1 protein-coding gene is annotated in these 512 nt (G+C 25.2%); it reads left to right on the top strand.

Annotated features, from left to right (window positions below):
* A partial coding sequence (locus ABEB23_RS18270; protein WP_348814152.1) for a hypothetical protein occupies positions 1-512 on the top strand: 512 nt, incomplete at both ends.

Here is a 512-nt window from a genome sequence, read left to right as displayed (position 1 = left end):
AAAACTATTTAAGTGTTCTCGTTATAGTCCCTGCTTTTATAGGAGGCTTGTGGCAGATAATAGAATTGTCAAATATTTCAATAACCTATATAAGATTTTTTTCTATATCACAAATAGTTCCTGATGGATTGCTTATTTTACTGTTTTTACTTCTAGGATTATCTTATCCGATGCTAGGCTGGTTTGCTAATTCATTGTTTTTTATTAAAGATAATAGAGAACCTTTAGTATTAAGTGAAGAAGAATTTGAGAAAAAAAGAAAATTACAAATTAAAGTTTGGTTTATATTATTTGTATTCTTTTACTCTTTAGCTATGTATAACTATTTTAGTAAGATGTTTATTAAATCTGCTTTAAATGATTTAAAATGGGAAGTTGGTAAAACTTTTCTTTTTCTTGTAATGATTAATGGTTGCTTAAATAAATGCTTTTCTTTAGCCCCCCAGAAGCATAAAGAGTTTTTTAAATTTTGTAATGTATTCTTAATTATATTATACTTTATCATTTCATTT

Source organism: Flavobacterium maritimum, assembly GCF_040049085.1.
In the GTDB taxonomy this organism is placed as follows: Bacteria; Bacteroidota; Bacteroidia; order Flavobacteriales; family Flavobacteriaceae; genus Flavobacterium; species Flavobacterium maritimum.
The sequence above is the reverse complement of the archived record's forward strand: the minus strand, read 5'-3'. Positions and strand labels throughout refer to the sequence as shown.